This is a genomic window from Arcicella gelida (assembly GCF_034931025.1).
In the GTDB taxonomy this organism is placed as follows: Bacteria; Bacteroidota; Bacteroidia; order Cytophagales; family Spirosomataceae; genus Arcicella; species Arcicella gelida.
Genome location: NZ_JAYGIL010000016.1, coordinates 36,429 through 59,599 on the forward strand (window position 1 = coordinate 36,429; position 23,171 = coordinate 59,599).

At 34.4% G+C, this 23,171-nt stretch carries 21 protein-coding genes; 7 read left to right on the forward strand and 14 right to left on the reverse strand.

Annotated features, from left to right (window positions below):
* Nucleotides 1-52: 52 nt before the first annotated feature.
* Together VB776_RS13850 and VB776_RS13855 are read right to left on the reverse strand one after the other, a co-directional pair.
* Complete coding sequence (locus tag VB776_RS13850; protein WP_184134994.1) at nucleotides 53-520, reverse strand: Lrp/AsnC family transcriptional regulator; 468 nt, start codon at nucleotides 518-520, stop codon at nucleotides 53-55.
* Between the two features lie 293 nt (nucleotides 521-813).
* The gene (locus VB776_RS13855; RefSeq protein WP_323697302.1) at nucleotides 814-1,098 is read right to left on the reverse strand and encodes a TIGR03643 family protein; all 285 of its coding nucleotides are present in this window, start codon (nucleotides 1,096-1,098) and stop codon (nucleotides 814-816) included.
* A 304-nt stretch (nucleotides 1,099-1,402) separates the two neighbouring features.
* Here VB776_RS13855 and VB776_RS13860 point away from each other — a divergent pair, with 304 nt between their 5' ends.
* Nucleotides 1,403-3,076, forward strand: coding sequence for a glutamine--tRNA ligase/YqeY domain fusion protein (locus VB776_RS13860; RefSeq protein ID WP_323697304.1), 1,674 nt, complete (start codon nucleotides 1,403-1,405; stop codon nucleotides 3,074-3,076).
* Nucleotides 3,077-3,144: 68 nt separating this feature from the next.
* Here the strand turns inward: VB776_RS13860 and VB776_RS13865 are convergent, their stop codons facing one another.
* From VB776_RS13865 to VB776_RS13900, 8 genes are all read right to left on the reverse strand, one after another.
* Nucleotides 3,145-3,657, reverse strand: a complete 513-nt coding sequence (locus VB776_RS13865; RefSeq protein ID WP_323697306.1) for a carboxypeptidase regulatory-like domain-containing protein — start codon at nucleotides 3,655-3,657, stop codon at nucleotides 3,145-3,147.
* 53 nt (nucleotides 3,658-3,710) lie between these two features.
* The gene (ftsY, locus tag VB776_RS13870) at nucleotides 3,711-4,682 is read right to left on the reverse strand and encodes a signal recognition particle-docking protein FtsY (protein ID WP_184135001.1); all 972 of its coding nucleotides are present in this window, start codon (nucleotides 4,680-4,682) and stop codon (nucleotides 3,711-3,713) included.
* Between the two features lie 194 nt (nucleotides 4,683-4,876).
* Nucleotides 4,877-5,029 (reverse strand): DUF4295 domain-containing protein, encoded by a 153-nt coding sequence (locus VB776_RS13875; RefSeq protein WP_309924211.1) that lies wholly within the window; start codon nucleotides 5,027-5,029, stop codon nucleotides 4,877-4,879.
* Between the two features lie 122 nt (nucleotides 5,030-5,151).
* Nucleotides 5,152-5,334: a 50S ribosomal protein L33 gene (rpmG, locus tag VB776_RS13880; protein ID WP_184135005.1), complete on the reverse strand. Its 183-nt coding sequence runs from the start codon at nucleotides 5,332-5,334 to the stop codon at nucleotides 5,152-5,154.
* A 317-nt stretch (nucleotides 5,335-5,651) separates the two neighbouring features.
* On the reverse strand, nucleotides 5,652-7,271 hold the full coding sequence (locus VB776_RS13885) for an acyl-CoA carboxylase subunit beta (RefSeq protein WP_323697307.1): 1,620 nt from the start codon (nucleotides 7,269-7,271) through the stop codon (nucleotides 5,652-5,654).
* A gap of 304 nt (nucleotides 7,272-7,575) precedes the next feature.
* Entirely contained in the window at nucleotides 7,576-8,043 is a 468-nt protein-coding gene (locus VB776_RS13890) for a DUF3299 domain-containing protein (protein ID WP_407653831.1), read from the reverse strand.
* A 206-nt stretch (nucleotides 8,044-8,249) separates the two neighbouring features.
* Nucleotides 8,250-9,503: an ABC transporter permease gene (locus VB776_RS13895; RefSeq protein WP_323697309.1), complete on the reverse strand. Its 1,254-nt coding sequence runs from the start codon at nucleotides 9,501-9,503 to the stop codon at nucleotides 8,250-8,252.
* Nucleotides 9,504-9,506: 3 nt separating this feature from the next.
* Nucleotides 9,507-10,133 carry an ABC transporter ATP-binding protein gene (locus VB776_RS13900; protein ID WP_323697310.1) on the reverse strand — a complete coding sequence of 209 codons (627 nt, stop codon included), beginning with the start codon at nucleotides 10,131-10,133 and terminating at the stop codon, nucleotides 9,507-9,509.
* A 254-nt stretch (nucleotides 10,134-10,387) separates the two neighbouring features.
* On the opposite strand from VB776_RS13900, the gene VB776_RS13905 reads away from it, so the two are divergent.
* Together VB776_RS13905 and VB776_RS13910 are read left to right on the forward strand one after the other, a co-directional pair.
* Nucleotides 10,388-11,599, forward strand: coding sequence for a hypothetical protein (locus VB776_RS13905; protein WP_323697311.1), 1,212 nt, complete (start codon nucleotides 10,388-10,390; stop codon nucleotides 11,597-11,599).
* A 125-nt stretch (nucleotides 11,600-11,724) separates the two neighbouring features.
* A complete protein-coding gene (locus tag VB776_RS13910) occupies nucleotides 11,725-12,684 on the forward strand; it encodes an AAA family ATPase (protein WP_323258697.1) in 960 nt (319 codons plus the stop codon).
* Between the two features lie 72 nt (nucleotides 12,685-12,756).
* Here the strand turns inward: VB776_RS13910 and VB776_RS13915 are convergent, their stop codons facing one another.
* The 4 genes from VB776_RS13915 to VB776_RS13930 all read right to left on the reverse strand — a co-directional run bounded on the left by VB776_RS13915 (nucleotide 12,757) and on the right by VB776_RS13930 (nucleotide 16,845).
* Nucleotides 12,757-13,704 (reverse strand): glycosyltransferase family 2 protein, encoded by a 948-nt coding sequence (locus VB776_RS13915; RefSeq protein WP_323697312.1) that lies wholly within the window; start codon nucleotides 13,702-13,704, stop codon nucleotides 12,757-12,759.
* 143 nt (nucleotides 13,705-13,847) lie between these two features.
* Nucleotides 13,848-14,555, reverse strand: a complete 708-nt coding sequence (locus tag VB776_RS13920; RefSeq protein WP_323697314.1) for a glycosyltransferase family 2 protein — start codon at nucleotides 14,553-14,555, stop codon at nucleotides 13,848-13,850.
* A 202-nt stretch (nucleotides 14,556-14,757) separates the two neighbouring features.
* Nucleotides 14,758-15,648, reverse strand: a complete 891-nt coding sequence (locus VB776_RS13925) for a DMT family transporter (protein ID WP_323697315.1) — start codon at nucleotides 15,646-15,648, stop codon at nucleotides 14,758-14,760.
* A gap of 117 nt (nucleotides 15,649-15,765) precedes the next feature.
* The gene (locus VB776_RS13930; RefSeq protein WP_323697317.1) at nucleotides 15,766-16,845 is read right to left on the reverse strand and encodes an LptF/LptG family permease; all 1,080 of its coding nucleotides are present in this window, start codon (nucleotides 16,843-16,845) and stop codon (nucleotides 15,766-15,768) included.
* Nucleotides 16,846-17,416: 571 nt separating this feature from the next.
* On the opposite strand from VB776_RS13930, the gene VB776_RS13935 reads away from it, so the two are divergent.
* The 4 genes from VB776_RS13935 to VB776_RS13950 all read left to right on the forward strand — a co-directional run bounded on the left by VB776_RS13935 (nucleotide 17,417) and on the right by VB776_RS13950 (nucleotide 23,144).
* Nucleotides 17,417-18,094 carry a helix-turn-helix transcriptional regulator gene (locus VB776_RS13935; RefSeq protein WP_323697318.1) on the forward strand — a complete coding sequence of 226 codons (678 nt, stop codon included), beginning with the start codon at nucleotides 17,417-17,419 and terminating at the stop codon, nucleotides 18,092-18,094.
* 441 nt (nucleotides 18,095-18,535) lie between these two features.
* Nucleotides 18,536-19,222, forward strand: a complete 687-nt coding sequence (locus tag VB776_RS13940) for a hypothetical protein (RefSeq protein WP_323697320.1) — start codon at nucleotides 18,536-18,538, stop codon at nucleotides 19,220-19,222.
* Between the two features lie 30 nt (nucleotides 19,223-19,252).
* Nucleotides 19,253-20,992, forward strand: a complete 1,740-nt coding sequence (locus VB776_RS13945) for a hypothetical protein (protein WP_323697322.1) — start codon at nucleotides 19,253-19,255, stop codon at nucleotides 20,990-20,992.
* 475 nt (nucleotides 20,993-21,467) lie between these two features.
* Nucleotides 21,468-23,144, forward strand: coding sequence for an astroprincin family protein (locus VB776_RS13950; RefSeq protein ID WP_323697324.1), 1,677 nt, complete (start codon nucleotides 21,468-21,470; stop codon nucleotides 23,142-23,144).
* The last annotated feature ends 27 nt before the right edge of the window (nucleotides 23,145-23,171 follow it).

Sequence of the window (23,171 nt, forward strand, 5' to 3'; positions counted from 1 at the left end):
TTGAAACACTTTCGACCTTTTTTATTGGCTAAGATGATTGTTTTACCATATTTCAAGGAATAGGCAATACTTTGCTTTCTTTAAAAGTTGATAGAATGACCATCGTTTGTGTACCTGCAACTTCTTCAATTTCATTGATTTTTTCAAGCATCAATTTTTGATATGAAGCAATGTCTTTAGCAATTATCTTCAATAAGAAATCTCCAGAGCCTGTAACATGGTGGCATTCAATGACTTCTGGTATTTGATTTATCTGAAAAACGAACGATTCAGTTACTTGTTTTTTATGTCCTATCAAAGTAACAGTAACGAATGTGGTGACTCCTAAGCCTACTTTTTCACGATTTAATTGTGCGTGATAACTTTCAATAATCCCCGCTGTTTCTAGTTTTTTAACACGTTCAAGTGTTGGTGCAGGTGATAGTCCTATTTCTTTGGATAATTGTGCATTAGTAATTTTAGCATTTTGTTGTAAAATTTCTAATACTTTATGGTCTATTTGATCTAGTTTAATACTCATTTCTTCGGAGTTTAGAATTGATGAAAGCCAAAAACACCATTGATAATTTCAATGGTTTTCAGAATTACATGATTGTTAGTAATGGGTTATTTATTAGTGCGATAGGAAATCTATTGCAAATCTAATAGCTTTTTTGTGATTTTTATAAGAAATTCTACAAAAAAGCAATTTTTTAGAATAATATTTTTATTATTCGGTAATTATATACCTATCTATTAATAAAATTCTGTGAAAACAGAATTTATAAATGAAAATAGGAAAATGCAAAACAGAATCTTATTTTGTATAAATGCCTACTTTCGCTTAGAAATTTTGTTGAAAGAAATTTTTCTTTGCAAAGTACATTTAAAACGAAAGTCTTCAGCAAGACTTTTAGCTTGATGTTTCGTTGCTCTGCCTTGTACACGTTCACGCCACATTCGCCACGACGACGCTTTCATTTCTCTTCGCATTAATTCGATTACTTCTTGTTCTTTCAGTCCGAATTGTACCAGAATGGCGTCGAATGGAGTGCGGTCTTCCCATGCCATTTCAATTATTCTATCAATGTCTTGTTCGCTAAGTATTAAATCTTTCAATGTTATGGATATGAATTAGTGAGTTGTGATTGAGGAAATGATTTCAACAATGATTATTCTGATAGTTGGAATTTTTAAACTATGTATAAGTTACGAGTTGGAAACTTAGTTCTACTAACATTCTAAAGCCCATTGCTTATAACCTTCTCAGTTAAAAAATGTTTTTTAAATCTGATTTGCTAGAAAACCCTGATTCATTCCCTAAAAAATCCGTAATTTCGTAAGATAGTCTTGTCACGATTTTGTTAATTAGCAAAACAAATGCTAATATGCGATAACCAACAAATTGATAACGATTCAGCTTATGGCAGAAGAAGAAAAAAAATCACTTAATTTCCTTGAACAAATTGTAGAAGAAGATTTACAATCGGGTAAACACGGTGGACGTGTTTTGACTCGTTTTCCACCTGAACCTAATGGGTATTTACACATTGGGCATGCTAAATCAATTTGCTTAAACTTTGGCTTGGCTGCTAAATATGGCGGACAAACTAATCTTCGTTTTGATGATACTAATCCAGAAAAAGAAGAGACAGAATATGTAGATTCTATCAAAGCTGATGTACGTTGGCTTGGATTTGAATGGGCTGGCGAAGAATTGTATGCTTCTAATTATTTTGAAAGCCTTTATCAGTTTGCTGTAACACTTATCAAAAAAGGTTTAGCTTATGTAGATGACCAAACTTCTGAGCAAATCGCTTCTCAAAAAGGCAATCCTAATTTCCCTGGTGAAGATAGCCCTTATCGTTATCGTACTGTGGAAGAAAATTTAGATTTGTTCAGTAGAATGCGAGCTGGTGAATTTGGAGATGGTGCCAAAGTATTGAGAGCTAAAATTGATATGGCACATCCGAACATGCACATGCGTGACCCTTTGATGTATCGTATTAAACACGCTCCGCATCACCGTACTGGCGATACTTGGTGTATTTATCCGATGTATGATTTTGCTCATGGTCAGTCGGATTCTATCGAAGAAATTACCCATTCGATTTGTACTTTGGAATTTGATGTTCATCGCCCATTATACGAATGGTTTATCGAAAAATTAGGCATTTATCCTTCACATCAATATGAATTTGCACGTTTGAATCTTACTCATACAGTAATGAGCAAACGTAAATTACTTCAATTAGTGAACGAAGGAGTGGTAAACGGTTGGGACGACCCACGTATGCCTACGATTTCGGCATTGCGTCGTCGTGGTTTTACACCAGCATCTATTCGTAATTTCTGTGAGAAAATTGGTGTTGCCAAAAGAGATAATTTAATTGATGTAGGTGTATTAGATTACTGCGTCAGAGAGGATTTGAATAAATTGGCTACGAGAGTAATGGCTGTTTTAGATCCAATCAAGGTAGTAATTACTAATTATCCTAACGGAGAAGTAGAAGAACTACAAGTAGAGAACAATCCAGAAGATGTAAATTCTGGAAGTCGTGCAGTACCATTTAGTCGTGAGATTTATATCGAAAAAGACGATTTTATGGAAGTTCCGATGAAGAAATTTTTCCGTCTTGGTCCTGGTTTGATGGTTCGTTTAAAAGGTGCTTATATCATCAAATGTGACGATTTTATAAAAGACGAATTTGGAAATATTACCGAACTTCACTGTAGTTATATTCCAGAAAGTCGTTCTGGTTCTGATACTTCTGGTATTAATGTAAAAGGCACAATTCACTGGGTGTCAATTCAACATGCCGTTAAAGCAGAGGTAAGAGTATATGACAGATTGTTGATTTTGGAAGATGCTTCGCAAGTAGGAGATGACTTCAAGAAATTTATCAATCCAGATTCTTTGACTGTCATTCCAGAAGTGTTTGTAGAACCAAGTTTGAAAGAAGCTAAAGTAGGAACTAATTACCAATTTATGCGTAAAGGCTATTTCTGTTTAGATTTAGATGCGACAGAAGAACATTTGGTATTTAACAGAACCGTAGGTTTGAAAGATACTTGGGTAAAAGAGAAAAGTAAATAAGGAGAAATTTTTTCATAAAAAAGGGTTCTAATATTTGTACAAGAACAAATGTTAGAACCCTTTTTCTTTTAGTAAGAAGCTTGATAATCAATCGTAAAAACGGTAATTGATATTTTATCTTTACTTACTTTAATGGGGAAAATATTACCATTGCCATCAAAGGAATTTGCGTATAATCCTTTGTCGCCTTCACGAACAAATAAAGAATATCGTCCTTCTTCTAGACTTACACAAAATTTACCATCTTCATCAGACTTTACACTTTTAATAAATTTTGTAGCAATGGTTTGATAAAAACCGTTTTCACGGGTTGTTTCAGCGGTATTTGTAAGGTCGTAAACAACTAACTCTCTTTGGGCAGGTTTGGCTTTTGGTGTTGGTTGATCAGGCGAAGGCATCATATTTCCAGCCTTCCAGAAAATAGTACCACAAATTCCCTGTTGCACCAAGGCTGAACTGCTGGAGTCAGTTTTAGCTCCAGTGGATGTTTCTTTGTTTGAGATTATCTTTTGTACAGAAGCAGGAAGTGTAATTTTCCTTTTTAGTTTTTTCTTAGTTTTCTGTCCAAAAGTACCAATCATCGAAAGACACCCTAAAATGAGTATGAAGATTTTAACTTTGATCATGTCAAAGATTATTTTCTCTTGAATAATGAATCAACAAATTCTTTTTTATTGAAAACCTGTAAATCTTCTATCTTTTCACCCACACCAATGTATTTCACAGGAATTTTAAATTGATCAGAAATTCCGATAACTACACCACCTTTGGCAGTACCGTCTAATTTAGTAATAGCTAAAGCCGTAACATCGGTAGTTTTTGTAAACTCTTGTGCTTGAATAAAAGCATTTTGTCCTGTAGAGCCATCTAGGACCAATAAAATCTCGTGCGGTGCATCAGGTAAAAACTTTTGCATAACACGCTTGATTTTAGAAAGCTCATTCATCAAGTTTACTTTATTGTGTAAACGCCCAGCGGTATCAATAATTACAACGTCAGCATCTTGTTCCACGGCTTGTTTTACGGTATCATAAGCCACAGAAGCAGGGTCACTGTTCATTCCGTGGTCGATTACCGTTACGCCTACTCTTTGTCCCCAAAGTTTCAATTGGTCAACAGCAGCGGCTCTAAAAGTATCGCCTGCTCCTAATATTACTTTGTTGCCTGCTTTATGAAATTGTGAAGCCAGTTTTCCAATAGTAGTTGTTTTTCCAACACCGTTAACGCCCACAACCATAATTACATAAGGCTTAACATTTGCTTTAAAGGCATTTGAAACATCGTCAGATTTGTTTTGTGCTAATAATTCAGCAATTTCTTCTCTGAGTAATCCGTCTAATTCGGCTGTTGTTACAAATTTATCTCTGGCTACACGTTCTTCAATTCTACGGATGATTTTAAGGGTTGTATCAACGCCAACATCCGAAGAGATTAAAATTTCTTCTAATTCATCTAATACCTCTTCATCGACTTTAGATTTGCCGACCACCGCTCTACTCAATTTAGAAAAAAGTCCTTCTTTGGTCTTTTCTAATCCTTTATCAAGTGTTTCTTTTTCTTCGGTATTTAAGGTTTCTTTTTTCTTAAAAAAATCAAATAAGCCCATGTTTTGGTTATTAGTTTTCAGTTATCATTTTGGTTTGTAGCAGTCAACTATTGGAGAATCAATATCATTAGCTGAAATTACCCAATTTTTTCTCTTTAAACTAATATTGAATAAGCTACAAATTTTCCAAATATAAAACAAAAAAAGTCCCCTAACTTTATTTAGATAGGGGACTTTTTTTTAAGTCGAAAGAATTAACCTTTCAACGCTGCTGCTACTTCATCTTGAAGAACGATTTCTTCTTTGAATGTGTAAGCACCAGTAGCAGGGTTTTTCACTGCTTTAACGATTTTTGCGTATTTTACGCCACCTTCTTTCTTAAGGGTTGCAACTACTTTCTTTGCCATTTCTTTGTATAAGTTATTGTTATCCGTTTTGAGTTATCTACTGATTACAACCTAATTGATGAGTAAACTCAGCAATTACGATAACACAGACTTGATAACTTGTAATTGACAACTAAAATGAATTACTTAATTTCTTTATGAACAGTCACTTTCTTCATGAAAGGATTGTATTTCTTCAACTCTAAACGAGCTGTAGTGTTTTTACGGTTTTTCTTAGTGATGTAACGAGACATCCCTGGAACGCCTGAAGTTTTTTGCTCAGTACATTCCAAAATCACTTGGATTCTATTGCCTTTCTTAGCCATTGCTTTGTTTGCTTAATTGGTTATAAAAAATCGTTTTCTATTGATTATCAGTAAATTACAACCCAATCAAACTGAAAAACGAAGATGTGTCTTTGAAACAGGACTGCAAAGGTAGTAAATGTTTGAGTTTTAGACAAATATGTTTTCAAAAGTTTTTAATAAATATTTGTATAAAGTGAAAAATAGTCAATTTTAGCCCTTTTTAACCCAATTTATCTTTGAATCTTTCATTTTTCGAGAATATTTGCTCGCCTTTTCTATGATGCTACACTTCTTAAAATCGGTTTAAAATCTGTATTATTTCAAGATGGGTCTGGTCAGACTTGTAAAATCCCCGTTTTGAATTCTTTCGTAATTGGTGAATGATTCGCTGCTGAAATACTTGTTGAAATAATACTTCTTGTGGCTAATGGGTCTATAATTTCATCTACCCATAAACGTGCCGCCGCATAGTATGGCGTAGTTTGCGTGTAGTATTTGTCTTTGATTTCCTTCAAAATATTATCTTCATCTTCTTTACTGATTACTTTGCCTTTCGCTTTCATTGATGCTACTTGGGTTTGGAGTAATGTTTGTGCTGCTTGTTCGCCTCCCATTACGGCAATTTTAGCACTTGGCCAAGCATAAATAAAACGTGGGTCGAATGCCTTGCCGCACATGGCATAATTGCCTGCTCCATAAGAATTGCCAATGATAATCGTGATTTTTGGAACGATAGAATTTGAAACAGCATTCACCATTTTAGCACCATCTTTAATAATTCCTGAATGTTCTGAACGACTACCGACCATAAAACCAGTAACATCTTGTAAGAAAACTAGAGGAATCTTTTTCTGATTGCAATTCATGATAAAACGAGCCGCTTTATCGGCTGAATCATTATAAATTACGCCACCGATTTGTACTTCGCCTTTGGTATTTTTAATCACCAATCGCTGATTTGCCACAATGCCAACGGCCCAGCCATCAATGCGAGCATAGCCACAAATAATCGTTTTTCCGTACTCTTTTTTAAATTCATCAAATTCAGAATCATCTACTAAGCGTTCGATGATTTCACGCATATCATAAGGTTTGGTTCTGAGTTCAGGCAAAATATCTAGTATTTCTTCCAAATTTTTAGTCGGATTTTTTGGAGTACTTCTATTAAAGCCAGCTTTTTCAAATTGTCCTAATTTACCGATTGTTCTTTTAATTTGGTCGAGACATTCTTGTTCGGTATCAAACTGATAATCTGCGTTGCCTGAAATAGTATTGTGAGTATTCGCTCCGCCCAAAGTTTCTGCATCAATTTCTTCACCAATAGCTGCTTTTACTAAATATGGACCAGCCAAAAAGATAGAACTTTGTCCTTTTACCATTAGGGTTTCGTCAGACATGATTGGCAAGTAAGCACCACCTGCCACACAACTTCCCAGCACAGCAGAGATTTGCGTGATTCCCATCGCACTCATGATTGAGTTATTATAAAATACTTTACCGAAATGTTCTTTATCAGGAAAAATTTCGTCTTGCATTGGTAAAAAAACACCTGCGCTATCTACCAAGTAAATAATTGGCAATTGATTTTGCATGGCGATTTCTTGGAAACGCAGGTTCTTTTTTCCTGTAATCGGAAAGTACGCACCTGCTTTGACGGTTTGGTCGTTGGCAACGATGACGCACAATTGTCCTGAAATATAACCTAAACCGCCAACTGTTCCACCTGCTGGACAACCGCCATGTTCTTCATACATTTCATAACCCACAAAAGCACCAATTTCTTGAAATTCGCTTCCTTGGTCTATTAAGTAATCAATGCGTTCACGGGCGATTAATTTACCTCGTTCGTGTTGCTTTTGAATATTTTTAAGACCACCACCTTCTTTTATTTTTATTAAACGTTGCTTCATTTCTGAAAGCAATTCTTTATGAAATACTTTATTTGAGATTGACATAATTTAGGACGATTTGAGATTATTGATGAATTGTAAATGGTATTATTGTTGGATAATTTACAATTATTTTTTGATAGTGTAATTTTCCGATAAAAATAGATTTTCAGTAGAATGTTTGGGAATAAGCTGGATAAAGTGTTCTATGATGTTTCTGAAGTAGTATTTTGATATGCTAATAGGCTGTTTTTATTTTAGAATCAAAATATTATTTGGTTGAATAAAAATTAAAAAACTTTTTCTGAAAATTACGACATAAAAAAAGCCAGAAGAATTGATTCCTCTGGCTTCGATTAAACTATGCTTATTATTCTATTAAATCAGCTTCTTCTAAAATATAATTCATTTCGTAAATATCATCGGCATTCAATTTTAACTTGCCTTTGAAAGTGTGCATTTCATCAGTTTTGTACTTGTGAGCAGCTCCCTTTTTAGGTTTTAAAGACATCACAGACTCAGGCCCAGCACCACCACAGAAAAAACATTGGCTGTAAGGAAATGCCGAAAGTACATACATATTGGTAGCAGCGTCAACAGGAATTACATAACCTTTAATGATTACTTCTTTATTTTCTAATTTTTTTATGCCTGGACCAAAAGTTGGATATAGCATAAAAATAGATTCTTGTGGATACCATTTTTTCTTGAAAACTACATCTTTTAAAATATCCCAAGTAAGTTTTTCCGCAGGCAAAGCCACTGGCTTTTTCATGGGTGTTGCAGCTGATAAAGCCAAGCATAAAACACCGAATACGAGTAATGATTTTATTTTCATTTTTAGTTTTTTGTTGATTTTTAGTTTTGGAATTTTTTACTCCGAATTTCAAATTTTAGTTAATCTGAGCGGAGATTGTTGATTTTTACCCGCTGATTTTAGAGATTTTAAAACCGCTGATTCACGCAGATTTTTTTAATTTTAGCTTATTAAGCTATTTGGTAAGAATGATAGCCAAAATCTGAAATCCGAATGCTAATATCGAACTACTCATCCGCTAAAGTTCTTGAAATATCTATTTTATAAATACCTAAAGATGGAATGGCTGCTGCCAATAAACCAATGAATAATGCTCCGAGGAATAACCAAAACTCTTCTGTCAACAAAGATAAAACGTTGAAGTCATAATGAAAATTTTGTTCTACATTTTTCGACATTAACCATAATCCTGTTCTACTCAAAAAGATGCCAATTACAAATCCTATACTGCTGATTATCAATCCTTCTAATAGAAGTAAAAAGAATAATTTGGTTCTGCTTGCTCCCATCGAAAGCATCAGAGCCATCTCATATTTTCGCTCTTTGAGTGAATTGTACAGTGAAACAAATACGCTCAAACCCGAAACGATGATGATAACCAAAGCAATAATTTTTAAAGTATCAATTCCAAAACCCATCAAAGCAAATAAACGATTGATTTCGATAGCAGGCGAAGCCGTTTGCATCGTAGTATTTTGATTGATACTTCTTGCCATCATCATCCCCATTGCTGGATTTCTGAATTTTATCAACATAGAAGTAATTTCTTTGGCTTCTTCTTCGTGATGATGTTCTTCGTCTGTGCTTGTATCTTCTTCTAAAAGTTTTAAAGCATTTGCTCCTTTGCCAGCTTCTTCTTCGTGATGAGAATCGTGTACAGCCCAAACGCTTTCGAGTGGTGTCACCATCAATTGGTCGAGTACCGAATTGGTATTTTTCAAAATACCAACTACTTTAAATTTCTTTTCTTCGTGAACATCTCCTTCTTTATCGTAGCCATGCTGCGAAGCAAAAGTATCACCTACTTTTAGTTCTAAATTTTTGGCAACTTTAGCACCCACAACCATTTCCATCGCTTCAGAAAATACTTTTCCTGCTTCATATTCAGCTTCAAAATGTTGTAGGTACTTTTCGTTTGTTCCTACAATTCTATAACCTTGGTAGCTGTCGCCTATAGATAATGGTATGGCAGATTTTACTAAAGGATTACGAGTAAGTCTGTTGGCTTCTTCCAAAGAAATATTTCCCGTCGGAGCGTCAATTTGGTAAATACTGGCTAAAATCAATTGTAGCGGACTGCCTTTCGCCCCAACAATCATGTCGATTCCTGCTACATTTCGGGTAAATTTTTCTTCTAATTGTTTACCTGCCAAGAGTAACAACGAAATAATGGCAATACCCAAAGCCATCAACAAAATACTTAAAAAACTGGTGAGTGGCTTGTCTTTCAGGTTACTCCAAGATATTTTTAGTAAGTTCATTTGCTATAAATTTATACGTTTTTCCACCACATCTTTCAGGCGTTGGTCGTGCGTAACTACTACCAAACTTGCTCCAATTTCTTCAATTTGCTTTTTCAATAAATCTACTACTTTCAAGCAATTGTCATCGTCCAAACTTGAGGTAGGTTCATCCGCCAAAATCACAGAAGGTTTATTCATCAAAGCTCTGGCGATACTTACTCTTTGCTGTTCGCCTTGTGATAATTGCGTGGTTTTTTTATGAAGATGTTCTGCGAATCCCAAACTTTCGGCTAAGTGTTTGGCAAGGTCTTTTGCTTGAGATTTTCCTGCTAAATAATTGGCTAAAAGTAAATTCTCCATGACCGACAAAGAATGAACAAAATGAGGTTTCTGATAAATAATTCCTACATTTTTTGCTCTGAAATCTGCCGCAGTACTTACCGAAAAATCGCTAATTTCTTGGTTGTTAATCTGAATTTTACCGCCAGTAGGTTTCAATAAAAAAGCCATTAAATGTAAAAAAGTAGTTTTACCCTTTCCTGATTTACCCAAAATAAGCATTGTTTCACGGTCGGCACAGGAAAAATCTGGGAAAGTAAAGTTCTTTTCAGACGAATAAGAGAAAGTTAAGTTTTGGGTGGCTATCATGCTGTTGATGTTTTTACAAAGATAACCAATGCAATGATATTGCAAGAAGTTTGAGAAATAGTTTAATATTTAGGCTATGGGAATTTAATAGTAAACTCACAAAACTATAGTATGGTCTGTTGTTTTTATTTGAATAATAGTTTAGCTTTAACGTAAATTTTATAAATTACCTCGTTAAAGTATAATTAAAATTTCAATAGGTTCGATAAGGCATTTTCAATCATAAATTCTATAATCACACAATTAAAAATTACATGAAAAAACTTCTATTTGCTTTATTTATTACAGTTCTGTCGCACTATTCTAGCAAAGCTCAAAAAGAGTTTATGGCGGGCTATATCGTTAACAATGCTGGCGATACCATCAGAGGTAAAATTGATAACAAAAAGTGGATTCAAGCCCCTTCTCAAATTAAATTCAAACAAGAAAATCAAAATGTTATTAAGTATGGACTAAGCGATATTCAGAGCTTTGTGATTAATAATGAAGTAACTTATGTACGTAAGAAAATATCCTTGGATATTACCCCACACATGTCTGCTAAGTTATTACATAGCTATGATAGAGTACTTGTGGATACTACTGTGTTCTTGAAACAATTGATAAAAGGAAGACTAAATTTATACTATTTGAAGGATGGGAACACAAAAGGACATTTCTTTATTGAGAAACTGAATGAACCAATTCAAGAGCTTATAGACCATCGTTTTCTTAGAAAGACGGAATCTGGTACTTTTGAAGTACACCTTGATACCTACAACAAACAATTGTATGATTTATGTGAGGACTGTTCAAATTATACCGGTCAAGTATTTAAATACCTCTACCGTGAAACAGCTTTAACACCATTGATAATTAAATATAATGCTTTTTTTGGGGATAATAAACCAGTTGAAGTATCTAAAAAAGAAAAATTCAAATCTACTTTTTTTATAATTGCTGCCGTTGGTACTTATGGTTTTGTTGTGGATAAAAATCTTTCCTATTATGTAGAAAACTATGATAAATCTGGTTTGAAATCCGCATCGGTAGGTGGGGGAGTATTACTTGATTTGCCTTCGAAAAGAAGAAGATTTGGAGTGAAAATTGATTTATTATATAGTTTTTATGAGGAGGATGTTAAATTGTATTCAACCTATGTTGCTCCGACAAACACTTCATATTTAGGATTATGTATTGGACCCCAGTATTCAATCTATAAAAATGCTCCTAAAAAACTTGATGTATATCTCAATGCCTCGCTGATGTTGGAAAAGAGATTAGCCCAAAAAAGTACAGACTTTATTTATCAGAGTTTGAGTGATGCTGCTGGCTATAAACTCGGTGTAGGTACAAAAATTAATAGAATGAATGTTGAACTAGCCTACAGTAAAACAGATGCAGGGTTTAGACCTTTTGTTTATATCACTGGTAATATCCAAAAAGTTTCGCTTGCACTTAGCTATTCACTTGGAAAAAGTAAATGAGAGGCTATTACAATTTTTTTTCGTAAAATTGTTCTATAATGAACAATTTAAAGGCTTTGATTAGGGGAGTGTGGTTGTTTCGTGATTTTTTACAATGATAACAAGCACTCTCCTTGATATAATATATGACTTCAAGAGAAAAAATAAATCAAGTATTTGAAGAGATGGGTAAAGTAGTGGTTGGTCATGAAAAATTGACTAATCGATTACTCATTGGCTTGTTTACTGGCGGGCATGTTTTGTTGGAAGGCGTACCGGGTTTGGCTAAAACATTATCTGTAAACACCTTATCAAAAATTCTTAAACTAGATTTTCATAGAATTCAGTTTACGCCCGATTTACTTCCTGCTGATTTGATTGGAACGATGATTTACAGCCGTAAATCCGATGATTTTGAAGTGAAAAAAGGGCCCGTTTTTGCCAATATTATTTTGGCTGATGAAGTAAACCGTGCACCAGCAAAAGTACAATCGGCTCTTTTGGAGGCGATGCAGGAAAAACAAGTAACCATTGGTGATTTTACTTATCCGCTCGATAAACCTTTTTTGGTATTAGCTACGCAAAACCCTGTTGAACAAGAAGGTACTTTCCCCTTGCCTGAGGCACAAGTGGACAGATTTATGCTAAAGGTTTTTGTGGATTATTTGAATAAAGAGCAAGAGCTGGAAGTAATGAGGAAGATGTCGAACATGGATTTTAATTATCAGCCTCAGGCAATTCTTGATAAAGAAGATATTTTTAAAATCCGAAAAGAGATTAACGATATTACGATTTCTGAAACGCTTGAAAAATATATTATTGAATTGATTTTTGCTACTCGTAAACCTGGTGATTATGGACTTAGAGAGGAAGCTCGTTATGTGCAATTTGGAGCATCACCTCGTGCAAGTATCAATTTGAATTTGGCAGCAAAAGTATTGGCATATTTAGATGGAAGAGATTATGTATTGCCAGAAGATATTAAAGAAATTGCTCCAGACGTATTGAACCATAGAATTATGCTCAATTATGAAGCCGAAGCTGATGGAATTACAACAATGCAAGTAATTGATACAATTCTGAGAAGAGTGGCTATTGGTAGATAAAAATAAGGGGAATGACTTTGAAATCATTCCCCTTATTTTTATCTACCAAGTAAATATTCATCACTCAATGATTTATTCTACAAATTCCTTGTTATGAATTTCGCTTTTGATAATAAATAATGGTCTGTTTTTAGACTGGAAAAATACCCGAAGAATATATTCGCCAAGTACTCCTAATGCAAATAATTGTACACCACTAAAAAGTATAATCATAAAAAGTAAAGCAGGAAAACCTTCGATGACTTCTTGGAAATAATACTTTTTAATCAATACGCTGATAAAGTAAATCAATGAAACGATGATTGAAAATACTCCTAAGCGTGATACAAATTTGATTGGAAATTCACTAAAGTTAAAAATACCACTGTAAGCTAAATTGAAAAGTTGTTTGAATGAATATTTCGATTCACCTGAGTGGCGTTCCTCTCTAGCATATTCGACACCAATTTGTTTAAAGCCAACCCAAGTACGCATGCCTCTTAAATAGCGACTTTCCTCTGGCATTTTATTCATGATATTGACTACTCTGCGACTCATTAAAGCAAAATCGCCACTATCTAATGGAATGTCCACATAAGCAATACTTTTCAGTAAACGATAGAAAAGATAATAGGCACTTCTTTTTACAAAATTCTCTTTTCGTTGTTTTCGTACTGCATATACCACGTCATAACCTTGTTTTAAATAAGGATAAAATTCGGTTAATAATTCTGGTGGATCTTGTAAATCTCCATCAATTACCATAACGGCTTCGCTACCTTTTGAAACTGCCAAACCAGCAGTAAGAGCTAATTGATGTCCGTGGTTTCTAGCTAAAAATAAGCAATGATATCTTTCGTCGGTCAAAGCCAAAGCCTGCATCAGCTCTGCTGTATTATCACGACTTCCATCATCTATCAAAACAATTTCAATGCTTTCTTGAACCGAATCCATTAAGTTATTTAACCTTTCTACTAAAAATGGAAAAGTCTCACTTTCGTTATAGAGCGGGGCGATAATTGAAATTTGAGGGGTTTTCAAGGAATTAAAATGTTTGTGGGTGAAGGCAAATAATAGTTATGAATTATGAGAGATGAATTGTGAATGTCAAACATTGATATAATACTTTAATCCACACAACCACATCGTTTATGTTACAAATGCTACTTGTCAAAATGAAATTGTTATTTGAAAAGTCCGTATTTAAGAATACAGTAAATCGCTCTGAAACCATCTTTCCAGTTTATTTTTTTACCTTCTGCATAAGTTCTTCCATAGTACGAAATCCCTACTTCATAAATACGAATATTCTTAATTCTTGCAATTTTAGCAGTTACTTCTGGTTCAAATCCAAAACGGTTTTCTTCTAAACGAATTCCTTTTATAATATCGGCACGAAACAATTTGTAGCAAGTTTCCATGTCGGTAAGATTCAAATTATTAAGCATATTGCTTAAAAAAGTAAGGAATTTATTCCCAATCGTATGCCAAAAGAATAGAATTCTATGGGCACGTCCACTGGCAAATCTTGAGCCATAAACAACATCAGCATGTCCGTTGATAATAGGCATTAGCATGATATTATATTCGTTAGGGTCATATTCTAAATCGGCATCTTGGATGATGATTAAATCGCCAGTTGCTTTTTGAATACCTGTTCTAATCGCTGCTCCTTTACCTTGATTGACAGCATGGCTATGATAACTAATCGGGAAATTATGTTGATTGATGTACTTTTCTATTTCAGTATTTGTATTATCTGTAGAACAGTCATTAACCACAATTACTTCTTTTTCGATGTCATTTACCAATTGTAATGCCCTGACTTTATCAAGAATTAAATGGATGGTTTTTGCTTCATTATAAGAAGGAATGACAATAGAAAGTTTCATTGAATAAGGATATTTAGGATTGGTTTATCAGTATAAACAAGTTAAGACTGTGTGATTGAATAGATTTTGCTATAGAGAAAAGAATCAAATCGCCCTGAATACGATAAACCTTAATGATAATTAACTTCAAAGATAACTTAAAAAGTTTAGATTAAGCCTTTTGACGATTCAAAACCTGATTTGATTTTACTTGTCTGAGTACTCAATTCTTAGAGAATTTACTCTTTTTGAGTAATGGATAAAGTAAAACAGAAGCCAAAATGATGAATGTCCCTGCATAAAAACCTGTTGTCATTTGTTCTTTTTCTCCGAAAATTAAATAAGCTAAAATGATACCATAAACGGGTTCAAGATTTAAAGTAAGGTTGAAAGTAAAGGCTGAAAACTTCCGAATCAATTCTACTCCTTCTGCAAAAGCATACACCGTACAAACCAATGCTAAAATCAATATCCAAAGCCAATCTAAACCTTGTGGAATGATTTTGAAATCGGCACTTCCTTCAAAAAACAAATACATAACTGGTACAAATGTAAAAATGGTAGCACCCAACATTTCATAAAAAGTAATGATTTGTGGACTATGGTGTTTGGCAAATCTGGAATTGATTACAGAGAAAAGGGCACTCAGAAATGCTGAGAAAACACCTACAAAAAGCCCCAGAATATGATTTACTTCAAACAAAAAGATTAAGTATAAACCTACAATTACCATCAAGCCTAAACCAACTTCTATGACTCTTATTTTTCTTTTATCCCAAATAGGTTCTAGCAAGCTTGTCCATAATGAACCTGTTGAAAAACCTGCTAAACAAATGGCTACGGTTGATATTTTGGCAGCATAAAAAAACGTAAACCAGTGTAAAGCAATGATTCCACCTGTTGCTAATAATTGCCAAGTAGCTTTGCTAGAAACTTTGATGGAAACGTTTTTCAAGTATAAATAAATCAACAAACCTCCCGATGCCAGCAGTGTTCTGAAAAAGACAACACTTAAAGAATGTGCAGAAATTAAGGCACCCAAAATTGCCGTAAATCCTGCGATGAGTACAACTAAATGGAGTTGGAAATAATCTTTTATACTGTTTGTTTTCATGAAATATTTATTGCCAAATGTTGATAGTAAATCATGTTAAAATTGTGTTGATGTTCCTTTTTTAATAGGGTCGGACTTAAGTCCGACTCTAATGATTTTGAGTTTAATCATTCAGACCTACCTCGGCACGGTATAATATAGAATGACACCAATACCTGTAAATACTAAATTAGGCAACCAAACGGCTAGGAGCGGAGGCATTCCGCCAGATTGTGCAATGCCTTTACTCATCATAAAGAATAAAATATACAGAAAGGCTAGCATAAAGCCCAAAGCAATTTGAAAACCTACTCCTCCTCTTGATTTACGAGCAGACACAATTACGCCAATTACGCTCAGAATAATTACGGCAAATGGATTGGCAAAACGTAAGTATTTCTCAATCAAGAAAATCTCAATACCATCTGCTCCACGACTTCTAATTTGATTAATTGTTCTTTCTAGTTCAGAATTGGTCAAGGTTTCATGAATTTGATAAGTGCTTTCAAAATCTTTGGGAAGTAAATTGAGTGTGGTGTCAATTTTTGTTCCGTAAGTTAATTTTTGTTTGCCATTAGGTAAGAAAGTTCTTACTCGGTAATCAAAAATCGACCATTTTCTTCTGGTAGAATCCCAAGTAATATGGTCAGCTAGTAATTTGGTTTTTAATTCATGTCCTTCAATTTTATCTAACGAAAAACGATAACCCGTTTGCGAACCTGTATCGTAGCTTTCCATATAGGCATAATCGTGCGGTCCGATTTTGATATGCACGTCTCTACCACTATAATAATACGAGCCTACTACGTATTTTCTTTCAAAGGCAATTCTGGTTTTATTGGAATTAGGAATTACCCAACCAACCATAAAAAAAGTAAGAACTCCAACGATGGAAGAAGCAATAATATAAGGACGGATAAAACGCATAAAGCTTACGCCAGTACTCAGAATCGCAATAATTTCAGTGCGTGCAGCTAAATTGGCGGTAAAGAAAACAGTTGCAATAAACACCATCAGCGGACTAATATAATTAGCCCAATAAGGAATAAAGTTGAGGTAATAGTCAACCAGAACAGCATGAAGAGAAGCTTTATTATCGATAAAATTGTCGATTTTTTCAGTATAATCAATCACCATAATGATAGAGACGATGATTAAAACGGCAAAAAAATACGTTGTAAGGAATTTTTTAATGATGTATAAATCGAGAATTTTCATTTTTCTGTAAGTCACAATAGCGACAACCGTGGCTATTCAAATCATAATATTTTACAAAGCTACGAATAAAAAAAAACTCTCAGGTTTGAAGTATTCATTTGGACGCTTAAAAATTGTTAACAAGCATTCAATGAAGGAATTAATACTGTTTTTGAAGTGTATCAATCCTTTTTTGAATTTTTGCGGTTTTCTTCGCTTTTGTACGGGAAATTGCGTGAAAAAGATGGGTAAATCTATCTCAGAGATAGGATGTCCTATCTTTTTCACGCAAAAAACCGCAAAAAAGATTCGTCAACCTATCATTTAGATAGCTTCACCTATCAAAATGATGGGATGAGCTATGAAAAAGACGCAATGAACCATCTGAAAGATGGGTTGGAGATTCTTTTGGATAGGTTTGTGCTTGTTTTTGATTAAAAAAGATGGCTTTAAGATTCTTGACTCATCTTTTAGCATTTACGAAAAAATTAACCGAATAATAAGTTTTTTGGATAGAAATGGCTGATTTACTTCAATCGTTTAGCCTGTAGAGCTTATATTTATCATATCAAACTAAATATTTGTGAACTAGATGATTGATACAAATCAGAAAATTATAGACAAAAATATTATCGAAATCGCTAAAGTAGCTTATAAGCTACCAGGAGTAGTTGTTTTACACGACCTTCGAGATTGGTCTGTAGCTTGGATGTCTCCAAGAGGATTAGAGGAGCTAGGTGTGACTTTAGAAGAAATTACCAGTTTAGCTTCAGGAGAGTATTATTATCGTTATTTTAATCCAGAAGATGCTAAAGATTATGCTCCTAAAATACTGAGTTTGATGGAACGCAATATTGCTGATGAAATTTGTACTTGTTTTCAGCAGGTGCGTTTTGGAATTAATGCTCCGTGGAAATGGCACATGGCAAGCACAATGGTTTTTGCTCGTGATGAATCGGGGAAGCCGCTGCTCGCCATTACGATAGCATTTCCTATCGACACCATGCACCACATGACTTTTAAAGCAGAGCGATTGTTGGAGGAGAATAATTTTCTGAGAAATAACATTCAGCTGTTTTCAAGTCTTAGTAAACGTGAATGCGAAATTTTAAAATTACTGGCAATGGGTGCAAGCTCAATAGAAACAGCAGAAAAGCTATTTATTTCGATAGGAACGGTTGATACACATCGGAAAAATATCAAGAAGAAACTCAATACTAATTCTTATTTTGAACTTTGTCAATTTGCAAGGGCATTTAACTTGATTTAAGAGGCTTTTTGTTCAAAAAATACCCAGAAATGGGTATTGATTAGCCAAGTTGGCGTCGTTACTTTTACAATTAAAGTTTATTGAGAATACGATAGAGAGACAATTAGAAGACATATTTTAAGCTATTTTATAATGGAAGAGTAAAAAATTGACCGTATAATAAGTTTTCAAGCGTTTATGATTGACAGCGTGATAGTCACTTTTATTTTTTCATTACTTTCGGTAATCTTTTCATTATAAGTAAGAGGAATTCTAGGCTTTACACATATTACGCCAAGTATATCCTTCAAATTTAACAGAGCATCATAAGGTAATAACGTCAATTGTTTTCAGAAAACATGCAAATCGCATGGGTGATAGGCATGTCTATACTTTTAGACAAAGCAAAATGAATGCTCATAAAATGGAATCAAACATACAAACCTTTATAAATATCACAGCATGAAAAAACTACTATTGCTTTTAATGATAATCTGTACAATTGGTGGGAGTGCCTTTTGTCAGGAAAAAGTTAAGATGAAAGCCCCCAATGATGGACAATTTGCGATTGGTTTAGGCATAGGAACAACGCCTAGTTTGGATGTCTCTTACCAATACAACAGTCATTTGAGTATCAAATTGAAGTACAATTACTTCAAATACAACATGAATACGCAATTGGATATTTCAGATGAGAAGGTTGATTTAGATGGAAATTTTGACATGGGTGCTGTTGGCTTATCGTTAGAATATTTCCCATTTGAAAAAAGTAGCTTTAAACTAATTGGAGGCGTGAGTTATGTATTGAAAGGTGAATTAGGCGTATTAGCCACACCAACAGAGAATTATACTTTTGGCGAGACAGTATTTACGCCCGAAGAAGTAGGAACGTTCAGATTTGGACTAGACTATGGTAAAGGAATTGCCCCTTTTGTGGGCATTGGTTTTGGAAGAGCTGTTCCTAAGAAACGAGTTGGTTTTGGGTTTGAATTAGGTACATATTATTTGAAAGAACCAGTAGTATCATTAACAGGTACAGAACGCCTAAGTAGTATGAATGAACAAGAAGCCAAAGTACAAGCTAACATGAATGACTGGCGTTATTGGCCAATGCTGAATGTTAGATTAGCAATCCGTGTAAACAAGTAAAATAACTTTAATCCTAAATGATAAGAAATCATGAAAAAGCAATTTAAAAATTATTTTCGCCCTGTATTATACATCATTGTAGGGCTATCAATTGTATTTTCCTGCCAGAATATTAATCCATTAGATGGTGTTGAGCTGACAGTGAATGATGAGGTTCCTAAGTCTCCAGTTCTTATTCATTTTGCTAATGCCAATAGTACTTCAGCAAATGTACCTTCTGATTTTACGGTTAAAATAAGTGGTAAAGATGCTAGTTTGGTTAAAATGGATGGAGGAAGCACTAATTTTCAAGCCTCTCATGGATTGTTACCATTGGCTTTAACACAGAGCTCAACTCCTTCAGCTTCAAACCCAATTACGTTCAACATTTATGCAGAAATCCCTGGTTTTGCACCAGTTTCTCAAACCATCACGATTAAATCTGATACTACAAAAGTTATTGACATTTCTGCGATTGAATTATCAAATCCTGCTCCTGGAACATCTGTGTCGATAGCACAGGCTACACTTAACAATGGTGTGGCTAGTACAGAAACAAGTTTTAAGATTAGTCCAAGTTCAACTGTTTCTGAAACTACAACAATTAGCATCCCTGCTGGAACAAAAATATTAGACGCCAATGGTACTGCTATCAACGCTAATCAGTTAAGCTCAAGCATGGTTTATTATAGCCCTACTTCACCTACTTCGTATGGTGCTTTTCCTGGTGGGTTCAATCCTACAAATGTTGTTGACGAACAAGGACAACCCATCAACAATGGTAATGGTATCAACTTTGTTTCTGCTGGCTTAGTGTCAATTAATATGCAAGCTTCTGGTACAGCTGTCAAGAAGTTTTCACAGCCTGTAAAAGTATCAATGGAAGTAAATACAAATACTACAAATTTTGAATCTGGTGAAAATGTTAAAGAAGGAGATATTGTGCCATTATGGAGCTTAAATGAAGAGACAGGAGCATGGAAAAAAGAAGGAAATGTGACTTTAACTAAAAATTCGAGTGGCAAACTTGTAGCAAATTTTGAAACTACTCATTTGTCTTGTTTTAATCTTGACTGGTTCTACTTTTACGGCTTAGGTACTTGTAATACACCACTAACGGTTACTTTACATATTGGAGCAGGCAGAGAGGGTTATTACGATGTAGCTTTGGTAACACCTCAAAATCAATATTTAGCTGCGGCACACTGGGAATATGTAACTGATGGAAAAAAAGTTGTTTTCCCTAATGTGGCAAATATACCTAATGCTAAAATAGTAATCTCTGATTTTAACTTATGGTTAAACCCTAGATTACCCATATTGGCAGAAACTCCTATATTTAACCCATGTACAAAGGGTGCAGTTGATATTACTTGGGGATCACCAGCTCCTCCTGAATTCCTAAATATAAACATGAATATAGTAGGTAAGTGTTCTAATAAAGATGTTAAAATTTTACCTTCTGGTTGGTATTATATCTATGACTATACAAAAGCACTTACAGGTAAAGATGGCTGGACATATTTATACTTGGTAAATGGCGTTATTCGATATACTTATGGTTCAACTATTACCAATACTAATGGTGTTTATAGTATAAAATTACCTGTTGGCCATCAGTATTATGTTTATACATGGAATAATAACAAGTGGTACGAATCAGGATTATTTACTTTAGGAAAAAATAATTTCACTTTACCAGCAGGCACTGGAATTACTGGTTCTGGGGCTTATAACTCAGCTACCAATACCCTTAATATTACAGGAACATTTAGTGCTAGTTGTAATTAATTTCTTTTACTAACTTGAGTCATCCCAAATTTCAAGAGAAAATTTGGAATGACTCAAATTTTTGGGTTCTCAGACAACTTTACTGTTAAGATTGATGTTGCCTGCCATGACTCTAAGTCTTAAATTATTAAAATTAGGCATACCCAAGGCACCTCTTTTGATACTTCGGACTAATAAATATATTCAACTCTTCCGTGACTGCATTAGAAATGCTTATCATTTAGATAATTGGTAGTGTAGCGTTTATGGTTTTGTAATGTTTTGATTAATGAATTAAATACATTAGTATTCTTGAATATTCATTACCATTCATACGGTCTCATTAACAGGCACAGAATGCCTAAGTAGCATAAATGAACAAGAAGCCAAAGTACAAGCTAACATGAATGACTGGCGTTATTGGCCAATGCTGAATGTTAGATTAGCAATCCGTGTAAACAAGTAAAATAACTTTAATCCTAAAAGATAAGAAATCATGAAACTAAAATACAGCAATTATTTTCGTCCCATACTTTATACAGTCTTTGGACTTTTTGTGGTCTTCGCTTGTCAGAAAATCAATCCATTCGAAGATGTAGAATTAACGGTGAATACAGACATTTATAAATCACCCGTATTATTGAGGTTTGTAGATGGTAATGCCGATGCAACAAAAGCACCAAGTGGTTTAAAGGTAACTATTGCAGGGCCTGGGAAAGACTTAGTACTAGATAATACAGGAGGGAGAGATTATACTGTAATTGGGAATGTACTGCCATTGGTGCTTAACAAGAATGTTAATCCATCTCTGGCAAGTCCTATTGAATTTACAGTTGCGGTTTCTGGGGAAGGTTATGTTTCTACAAGTAAAACTATTGTAATCACTAGCCCTGATGATGCGTTAGAATTTGAAGTTCCTATGACAAATGTGGCAACTCCTCCACATGGAACAGCAGTCGCTACAGATGTAATGTCACTCACAACCGGTGAAACGATTACAGTTCCTGCTACTGCCGAAAAGCCAGAAATAGCAAAGATTACGATTGAACCTGGGACAGTAGTAAAAGATGAGTCTGGTAATGTAATTAACGCCAAAACAGTGGAAACACAAGTAGTACAATATGGAACAGAAACGGAGGAAGCTCTGGTAAGTTTTCCAGGAGGTTTTGATGCCGAAAATGTAACAATGCAAAATGGTACTTCTTCAGATGGTGCGTTTATTACTGGTGGTTTTGTAGCCGTAGATATGGAAGCAGATGGGAAAAAAGTAACAAGTTTTTCGAAGCCAATTGAAGTGGCAGTAGGAGTAAGTGCAGCGTTGGAAAATCCTGAAACAGGTCAGAAAGTTCATGAAGGTGATAAAATTCCTACTTGGAGCTATGATAGCGAGACTGGTGCTTGGAAACAAGAAGGAGAAGCAATTGTAACAAAAGGAGCTGATGGTAAATTGACAGCAACTTTTAAAGCTGCACACTTATCTTATTGGAATTTAGATTGGTTCTATGGTGCTTGTAGTAATAATAATTCAAATTTGTCTTTTAGAGTTACTTCTAATGTAAGTAATTATGCGAATAGTTATGATTATTTTGGAATGGTGTATTTAGTCTCTAATTCTGGTGCCAGAAGCTACTATAAAGAATTGTATGATTTTGATGTTGTAAATGGAAATATCAATAATGGATTATATAATGTGAGTAATGCACCCGGAGATTTTAGATTACAAGTAGATGTATATAGTAGAGAGGGGCATAGATTCTTAGGTAGAACTGAAGCTTTTAGTCCTTGTACAGCTACTTCAATACCAATAACGTTGTCAGTGCCAAGTCCGCCTGCTTATCTAAACATAGATATAGATTTTACTGTAAAATGTAGTAACAAGAGCCTAAATATTAAACCATCAACTTATATTGATTTTTATGATTCTATGAATGGTGTTTGGGCATGGACTTATGCAACAAGTGGTAAAGGTAGTATTACCTTGAGAGAAGGAAGAGAATATTACTTTTATACTTATTATGATGGAGAAAGTTATTGGGGGAATGTTACTTTTGGAAAGAATTCATCTAATATCGTTGCTAATGGAGGTATAGGTATAAAAGGAACCACAAGCTACAATGCCACTACCGATAGAGTAAGTGTTTTAGCAAACTATACCGTTAATGATTGTGAATAATAGATTGGGGTGATTTAATAAATAAAG